Source organism: Neobacillus sp. Soil_C_43 (assembly GCF_057656715.1).
Genome location: NZ_JBDGJV010000030.1, coordinates 26531 through 34239, shown reverse-complemented (window position 1 = coordinate 34239; position 7709 = coordinate 26531). Strand labels below are relative to the sequence as shown.

Annotated in this window: 7 protein-coding genes and 9 tRNA genes; 1 reads left to right on the top strand and 15 read right to left on the bottom strand. The window is 41.1% G+C overall.

What is annotated here, in order from left to right; genetic code table 11:
• Window positions 1-2: 2 nt before the first annotated feature.
• From AC3A54_RS24800 to AC3A54_RS24755, 10 genes are all read right to left on the bottom strand, one after another.
• Window positions 3-76, bottom strand: a tRNA-Pro gene (locus AC3A54_RS24800).
• Between the two features lie 9 nt (window positions 77-85).
• Window positions 86-162, bottom strand: a tRNA-Arg gene (locus AC3A54_RS24795).
• A gap of 60 nt (window positions 163-222) precedes the next feature.
• Window positions 223-308 (bottom strand) — tRNA-Leu (locus AC3A54_RS24790).
• A gap of 66 nt (window positions 309-374) precedes the next feature.
• Window positions 375-459 (bottom strand) — tRNA-Leu (locus tag AC3A54_RS24785).
• A 13-nt stretch (window positions 460-472) separates the two neighbouring features.
• A tRNA-Lys gene (locus AC3A54_RS24780) sits at window positions 473-548 on the bottom strand.
• Window positions 549-607: 59 nt separating this feature from the next.
• A tRNA-Gln gene (locus AC3A54_RS24775) sits at window positions 608-682 on the bottom strand.
• 67 nt (window positions 683-749) lie between these two features.
• Window positions 750-821, bottom strand: a tRNA-Glu gene (locus tag AC3A54_RS24770).
• Between the two features lie 11 nt (window positions 822-832).
• Window positions 833-923, bottom strand: a tRNA-Ser gene (locus AC3A54_RS24765).
• A gap of 4 nt (window positions 924-927) precedes the next feature.
• Window positions 928-1002: transfer RNA gene (locus AC3A54_RS24760), tRNA-Asn, on the bottom strand.
• 117 nt (window positions 1003-1119) lie between these two features.
• The gene (locus AC3A54_RS24755; RefSeq protein WP_335544776.1) at window positions 1120-1593 is read right to left on the bottom strand and encodes a SprT family protein; all 474 of its coding nucleotides are present in this window, start codon (window positions 1591-1593) and stop codon (window positions 1120-1122) included.
• Between the two features lie 96 nt (window positions 1594-1689).
• On the opposite strand from AC3A54_RS24755, the gene cmpA reads away from it, so the two are divergent.
• Window positions 1690-1803: a cortex morphogenetic protein CmpA gene (gene cmpA, locus AC3A54_RS24750; protein ID WP_160725735.1), complete on the top strand. Its 114-nt coding sequence runs from the start codon at window positions 1690-1692 to the stop codon at window positions 1801-1803.
• 177 nt (window positions 1804-1980) lie between these two features.
• Here the strand turns inward: cmpA and AC3A54_RS24745 are convergent, their stop codons facing one another.
• From AC3A54_RS24745 to AC3A54_RS24725, 5 genes are all read right to left on the bottom strand, one after another.
• Window positions 1981-4158, bottom strand: a complete 2178-nt coding sequence (locus AC3A54_RS24745) for a Tex family protein (RefSeq protein WP_487656581.1) — start codon at window positions 4156-4158, stop codon at window positions 1981-1983.
• A gap of 215 nt (window positions 4159-4373) precedes the next feature.
• Window positions 4374-4724, bottom strand: a complete 351-nt coding sequence (gene ndoA / locus AC3A54_RS24740) for a type II toxin-antitoxin system endoribonuclease NdoA (RefSeq protein WP_007083556.1) — start codon at window positions 4722-4724, stop codon at window positions 4374-4376.
• Window positions 4725-4728: 4 nt separating this feature from the next.
• On the bottom strand, window positions 4729-5010 hold the full coding sequence (locus AC3A54_RS24735) for a CopG family ribbon-helix-helix protein (protein WP_071354167.1): 282 nt from the start codon (window positions 5008-5010) through the stop codon (window positions 4729-4731).
• Window positions 5011-5188: 178 nt separating this feature from the next.
• The gene (gene alr / locus AC3A54_RS24730; protein ID WP_487656580.1) at window positions 5189-6361 is read right to left on the bottom strand and encodes an alanine racemase; all 1173 of its coding nucleotides are present in this window, start codon (window positions 6359-6361) and stop codon (window positions 5189-5191) included.
• 138 nt (window positions 6362-6499) lie between these two features.
• Window positions 6500-7513, bottom strand: coding sequence for an outer membrane lipoprotein-sorting protein (locus AC3A54_RS24725; protein WP_487656579.1), 1014 nt, complete (start codon window positions 7511-7513; stop codon window positions 6500-6502).
• Between the last annotated feature and the right edge of the window lie 196 nt (window positions 7514-7709).

Here is a 7709-nt window from a genome sequence, read left to right as displayed (position 1 = left end):
GGTCGGGAAGACAGGATTCGAACCTGCGACCCCTTGGTCCCAAACCAAGTGCTCTACCAAGCTGAGCTACTTCCCGTAATAAGAATGGCGCGCCCGAAAGGAGTCGAACCCATAACCTTCTGATCCGTAGTCAGACGCTCTATCCAATTGAGCTACGGGCGCAACTTTTAAAATCAACTTTCAAAGTATATCATGCCCAGTTTGGTTTGTCAATAAAGTTTTTGGTGCGGCCGAGAGGACTTGAACCTCCACGGGGTTGCCCCCACTAGGCCCTCAACCTAGCGCGTCTGCCATTCCGCCACGACCGCATTATAATTAGCGACAAAAACAATCATAACACGATAGCTACTTTATTTCAAGAGGAAATGATTGGTTGGTGCGGGTGAAGGGAGTCGAACCCCCACGCCTTGCGGCGCCAGATCCTAAGTCTGGTGCGTCTGCCAATTCCGCCACACCCGCATATTTTAATAAATGGTGAGCCATGAAGGACTCGAACCTTCGACCCTCTGATTAAAAGTCAGATGCTCTACCAACTGAGCTAATGGCTCATACTAAGATGTTTCACTAATCTTTTATACCGTTAGTCAGATGGTCAATAAAAGAAAAATGGCTGGGCTAGCTGGATTTGAACCAACGCATGTCGCAGTCAAAGTGCGATGCCTTACCGCTTGGCTATAGCCCAATATTATAAGAAGTAACTATAAAGATTAAGAAACAGGAAATGAGTCAATGTCACTCCCCGTCCCTGATGACCCTTACGGGATTCGAACCCGTGTTACCGCCGTGAAAGGGCGGTGTCTTAACCGCTTGACCAAAGGGCCATAAAATATTATGGCGGAGAAGGAGGGATTTGAACCCTCGCGCCGGTCACCCGACCTACACCCTTAGCAGGGGCGCCTCTTCAGCCTCTTGAGTACTTCCCCATAATGGCTCCGCAGGTAGGACTCGAACCTACGACCGATCGGTTAACAGCCGATAGCTCTACCACTGAGCTACTGCGGAATAATGATTATTTAGTTTCAACAAGGCGTTTGCCCTGTCGACTCTTTACATTATAATGACGGTTCAACAGAAAGTCAACATAGATTTTAGATAAAATTAAATTCCAGATTTTTCACTCTATCCTACTATTATTTCCTTAGCTTTCACAAGCTTGCCTCGGCATTTGCCACAAACATATCTGCTGGTATTGATACTTCTTTTTCTTGTATAGGTGATCTGGCAATTGGAACACTGGTATATTAGGAGTTTTTTCGCTGAACGCTTTACCTTTTTATCCGGGAGCTGAGAACAGAATCGAGGAGCTTTTACTTTTTTCAACAATGACTTAAAGTCTGCATCTTTATGCTGATAGCCTTTCCCCTCAAGATGAAGATGATAATGACACAGTTCATGTTTAATTATGCCGATTAGCTCATCTTCCCCTAACTGATCTAAGTACTTTCTATTGATCTCTATATTATGTGTCCCTAGTAGATATCTTCCTCCTGTAGAACGTAATCTCGGGTTAAAGGTCGCTTGGTGACAAAAAGGTTTTCCAAATGACTCATCAGATATCTTTTCGACCAATATTTGCAATTCCTGCTCGGTCATTTTACCTTTCACCCCTTTTTTCGCGAACATGACAACCTATTATAGCATATATTGTTTATACCATTAATGGTGACGAACTTTTCGGGAGGTTTCATTATGCCAAATTGGTTGCAAAACCAAATGAAAAGGGCTTTCTATGAGAAGGACCGCTACCAGATCAAACTATTAAACCAGTGCTGGTTTTTTTACAGAAAAAAACACTGCTCATAAGAAAAGCTCAAGCGCCTTGGTCAGCCCCGACAGGCAAATGTTCTTCTGCAAGAAAAGTCGCTCTTTGACTTTTATTACAGAAGGTTATTTGACCCGAGGGGCTAGGCGCTTGAGCTGGACAATTCTCGAAGCCGCATGCATTCTTTTAATTAAACAAAGCAGTGTTTCCTTTTTTCATTATTGTTTTGACGGTGGTAGCATCGTTAACGCGACCCTACCCTTTTTCATATCAACCGAATCCACCCACACGGTCACAACATCTCCAACAGAAACAATATCCAGTGGATGCTTGACAAAGCGGTTGCTTAGCTTAGATATATGAACTAAACCGTCTTGTTTCACGCCAATATCAACAAACGCACCAAAATCAACGACATTTCGAACGGTACCTTGAAGCTCCATTCCCGCCTTCAAGTCTTCGAGCTTTAAAACGTCTTTTTTCAGTAGTGGTCTTGGTAAATCATCACGCGGATCACGTTCAGGTCTGACTAAAGCATCAATAATATCCTTTAAGGTTAACTCACCAATCGATAACTCTTCAGAAACAGACTTTAGATCAAGTCCGCTAAGCGCGACTTTTAATGCTTCCGTTCCTAAGTCATCCGTTGTAAAGCCTAACTTTGATAATAACTTCTTAACCTCATCATAATTCTCCGGATGAATGCCCGTGCGATCTAGCGGCTGCTTCCCGTCTAATACCCGTAAGAAGCCAATCGCTTGCTCATATGTTTTCGCACCTAAGCGAGGAACTTTTTTTAATTGAACCCTGCTGGTGAATTTCCCTTCCTCTTCACGCTTCTTAACAATATTGTTTGCAGCCGTTTTATTTAGACCTGCCACGTACTGTAGCAAGGAGGAAGAAGCAGTATTTACATTTACACCTACACGGTTAACTGCTGTCTCAACGACAAAATGGAGTGATTCGGATAAACGCTTTTGCGTTACGTCATGCTGGTACTGACCAACACCCACTGATTTCGGGTCAATCTTCACCAACTCGGCAAGCGGATCCTGCAAACGTCTTGCAATAGAAACTGCACTTCTTTCTTCAACCTGGAAATCAGGAAACTCTTCTCTAGCAATGTCAGAGGCAGAGTACACGCTAGCACCCGCTTCATTCACAATTAAATAAAAGATTTCCTCATTCATTTCTTTTAAGATATCAGCAACAAACTGTTCCGTTTCCCTTGAAGCTGTTCCATTTCCGATTGCAGCCATTTCCACCTTATACTCGCGCAAAATTGAAATAAACTTTTCACGGGCTTCTTTTGTTTTCGAAACCGGTGGATGCGGATAAATTACATCAATCTTTAATACCTTACCCGTTTCATCAACGACTGCTAATTTACAGCCTGTCCTGTATGCAGGGTCGACACCGATAACCACTTTTCCTTTTAACGGCGGCTGCAATAACAGATTCCTTAAGTTTTCAGAGAAAATATGTATGGCTTGTTCTTCCCCTTTTTCGGTTAACTCACTACGAATTTCGCGTTCGATCGATGGCTGAATAAGTCTCTTATAACTATCTTCAAGCGCCTCTACTACAACCTGTGCTACTGGAGAGTGTTGATTACGAATCCATTTTCCTGAAAGGTAGGTCAAGATTAAATCGACATTCATTTTGATTGATACCTTCAGGATGTCTTCCTTCTCCCCGCGATTCAAAGCAAGCGTGCGGTGGGGCACAATTTTATTAACGGGTTCTTCATATTCATAGTACATTTCGTACACGTTTTTCTCATCTTTTTCCGCATCTTTTACAACTGAAGCAACGGTGCCAGATTTAAATGTCTCTTTGCGAATCCATTTGCGGCTTTCCGCATCATCTGAAACCATTTCTGCAATGATGTCTTTCGCACCAGCAATTGCCTCTTCAATTGTGAGAACTTGTTTTTCCTCGGATAAGAATTCCTTTGCTTTTCCTTCGATACTCTCTTTTGGAAAAGTCATCAACCACTCCGCAAAAGGCTCTAATCCTTTTTCTTTCGCAACTGTCGCTTTTGTCCGTCTCTTTTGTTTATACGGGCGGTATAAATCTTCCACTTCTTGAAGCTTTTCAGCTTTTGTAATAGCTTGATTGAGCTCGTCCGTTAGTTTTCCTTGCTCCCCAATAATTCGAAGGACCTCTTCTTTTCTTTGTTCAAGATTCTGTATGTACTGCCATCTCTCTAAAATATTTCGAATTTGAACTTCATCAAGAGCTCCTGTCATTTCCTTGCGGTAACGAGCGATGAAGGGAACTGTGTTACCTTCTTCAAGTAATGAAATGACACTCTTCACTTGTTTATAAGAAATTGCTTGTTCAGCAGCGATTTTTCTTAGTAATTGATCATCTTTTACAACCGTATCATTCACAAAACAATCCTCCATTTTCGTATATATGTATCAAGTGTGTTATTGCTTCCCTTACATATTGTACCAAAATCCAGGAAGCGTTTCATCAAAGCTACCAAAAGCATTTGTTAAAAAAAAGAAAAGCAAGCTGGCGTAGCTTGCTTTAGGCAGAATTATAGTATGAGGTCAGAATATGTATGAAAAAACGCTCTTTTAGTAAAGAGCGTGCTGTAAAACTAAAATTCGATGAGACCTAAACTTACTTGCAAGGCTTCATCCACTTTCTCCATCATTTCGTCATCGAGATGGGTAATTTTATCGGTTAACCGCTGCTTATCAATTGTACGAATCTGCTCTAACAGAATGACCGAATCTCGTTCAAATCCGTAGCGCTTCGCATCAATTTCTACATGAGTAGGAAGCTTAGCTTTTTGAATTTGAGCTGTAATCGCTGCAACAATCACTGTGGGACTAAACCGATTCCCGATGTCGTTTTGGATGACAAGTACTGGTCGGACGCCGCCTTGTTCAGAACCAACAACTGGGGATAGGTCCGCGAAATAAACGTCACCACGCTTGACAATCAAAGGATTATCCTCCGCTTACAAGACGTTCAACTGTGTGTTCTGCCTCATATTCTGCTTGAAATGCTTCTGACGCAATTCTAAGATTAATTTTAGCCATTTCCATGTACCCACGTCTCATTGACTCGCGAATTTGTCTCTTTTTACGTTCGCGTAGATACATTTTTGTTGCCTGGTAGATAAACTCGCTTCGGTTCACATTTTCTTGCTTAACGAAACCATCTAATTCCGTTAAAAGATGTTGCGGTAATTTCACTAAGATTTCCGTAGTTGCGCCGGATTCAGACACAAACATACACCTCCACCATCACTACACACCAATATAATTTATCTGTACCATATTTAATAATAACACTATTCAACCTTAATTCATAGACTAAATATAATTCTACTGTATTATAAGCCAATAAAAGATGCTTTTATGCACAAATTACCGCAATAACATAAATATGTTTAAATTTCTTTATTTAGGCCTGATAATTGTTCAACAAATCATTTTTTAAATCGACAATTTTGTCGCCCTTTTTATAAAGGCGAGGAACTCGATTTGCAATGATACAAGGCACTTCATAGTTGATTGTTTCGAGTTTTTGAGCGATTTCATTCACAGATATGAATTGGTTTTCTTGCTTTCCAATTAGAGTAACCGTGGTTCCAACCGGTACATATCTAGGGAGACGTATCATACATTGATCCATACAGATTCTGCCGACTATTGGCGAACGTTCACCAGCGACCAGCACTTCCTGACCTTGTAGCTTACGAAGCCAACCGTCTGCATAACCAATAGGAATAGTCCCAATCCACTCTTCCTCTTCACTTTCATACGTCGCCCCGTAACTCACTTTATCACCTTTTGTCAGTTTTTTCACATGGACAAGCCGTGAATGTAAGGAAAAGGCTTCTTTTATCGGAAAAGGGATTTCTTTTTCCATTTCTAAAGATGGGGTCAGTCCGTACATCGCAATCCCTATTCGAACCGCGTTAAAATAGGCCTTTGGAAACCGTATAGCAGCGGCACTATTACTTGAATGCACGAATTTCGGACGTTCAGGCAAAGCCGCAATCATTTTTTCAAATAACTCCAGCTGCTGCTGAAAGTAGCTTCGGTCCAGTTCATCCGCTGTTGCAAAATGAGTATACACCCCTTCTAGCACCAAGCGATCATCCACACCGATGAGTTGATGAATAGTGTGTAGCTCCTCTACACTTCGGACACCAATTCTCCCCATACCCGTATCTACTTTGATATGAAGAGCCACTGATTGATCTGTTGTTAGATGTTTTTTTGCTTCTTCCAGCCATTCCTTTTGAAAAACAGTAAGGGTGATTGAAAACTTAGCTGCCATACTGATATCTTCAGGCCTCGTCGCTCCTAAAACAAGAATAGGTGCGTCAATCCCTTTATTTCTCAAGGCAATCGCTTCATCCATGAAGGCAACCGCTAAATAAGATGCACCTGCAGCCAAAGCTGTTTTTGCGACCTGTACATCCCCATGACCATAAGCATTCGCTTTTACTACTGCAATAATTGAAATCTGTTGAGGCAGATGTTTTTTAACGGAGGTGACATTCTCTGAGATACAATCTAGGTCCACTTCTGCCCATGTATCCCGATAGAAATATCCTTGCTCTTCCATACTTCCACTTCCTAATTGTATTTAACACATTAAATTATTTTATCACAAAAAATAACAGACTGCTTTTTCAAGTTACTATATAACAACTTTTACAAAAAGAAAACAGACCCATAATGGGCCTGTTTCATTGATTCCTTATTATTTTACAGCATCACCCTGAACGGATTTTGCTATCTCGATCATTTCATCTTTCGTTAGGTTTTTCGATGCGATCATGTAATCGACACCACCATGTGACCAAGAAATCGAGTGATCTGATACCGCTCCAATGGTGAGACCTAAATCCACAATATCGCCTTCAACATTGGTTGGTGTGGTAGAGGCTACCTTAGCAGTTACTTTCTCTTGTACAAGTGTATATGATTTTTTACCATCATAAGTGAGGACTACTCGTTTTCCATCTTCAATCGCTACTTCTTTTTCACCAATTAACTTGGTACCTTTCAGCTCTAAAGTAGGATACTTCACGCTAAAGGATTTGTCGCCGCCCTCTGCCATTGCCGGCAAATTAAGCTGGGCACGTGTCATATTTTTCTTCATATCGAAATCGTCTTTATCGAAGCTCGCATTAAATTTGACCTTCGAAAACTCTACAGTCACAAGCGCATTTCGATCCGGATCCATTACCTTTACAACTGCCGGTGATAGGTCACCCTTATTTAGTTTAATTTCCTGGATTGGAAGCATACTATTATTTTGATAACGAGTTTTTGTTTCAAACACATAAAAGTCTTTAGTAGAGGAGAACTTGGCCTCTTTGTCCGCAACAATATCCTTAATTAGTGATTCATACAAATATGCCTGGCTGCTGTTTTGCGGCCAATCACTTTGGAAACGGAAACTTTTATTTAGGGCAGGTGTAAGAACAAATACCCCTTGGTTATTTCTTAAAATCATTTGACTTTGGTCTTTTTCGGCATTCTTTAAATTGACGCGATAGAAAGTAGGATCCTTATGCCAGATTTCCACGTTATAAACTTGTGAATCTGCCCCCATTTTCAATGTCATCTTTGCATTCACTTTGTAGCTCGATAAATCTCCTAATTTACCATTTAACTCTTTCACCACGTCATCTTGTGATTTAGAGCCACAGGCAGCTAGTAAAAAGATGACCATCAGTCCTGTCATGAGCAGCACTAACTTTTTCTTCATTCCTTCAACCCCTTCTTGTCTCATTTCATATGATTATAGAGAAGAGAAAGGCAGGGATCAGGCAAATGACCATAGCTGACCTTGTCTCTCCTATTTCCCTATGAATATATGAGACAACCTTAGGGTTTATGACTAAAGAGGTTGCCAAGCTATCTATATTTGTTCAATATGATTAGTCTGTTGATTTCCACTCCAG

Excerpts from the sequence above, each read along its gene's own strand:
- AC3A54_RS24755 (WP_335544776.1), bottom strand. The coding sequence starts at position 1,593 with ATGACCGAGCAGGAATTGCAAATATTGGTCGAAAAGATATCTGATGAG.
- cmpA (WP_160725735.1), top strand. The coding sequence starts at position 1,690 with ATGCCAAATTGGTTGCAAAACCAAATGAAAAGGGCTTTCTATGAGAAG.
- alr (WP_487656580.1), bottom strand. The coding sequence starts at position 6,361 with ATGGAAGAGCAAGGATATTTCTATCGGGATACATGGGCAGAAGTGGAC.
- AC3A54_RS24725 (WP_487656579.1), bottom strand. The coding sequence starts at position 7,513 with ATGAAGAAAAAGTTAGTGCTGCTCATGACAGGACTGATGGTCATCTTT.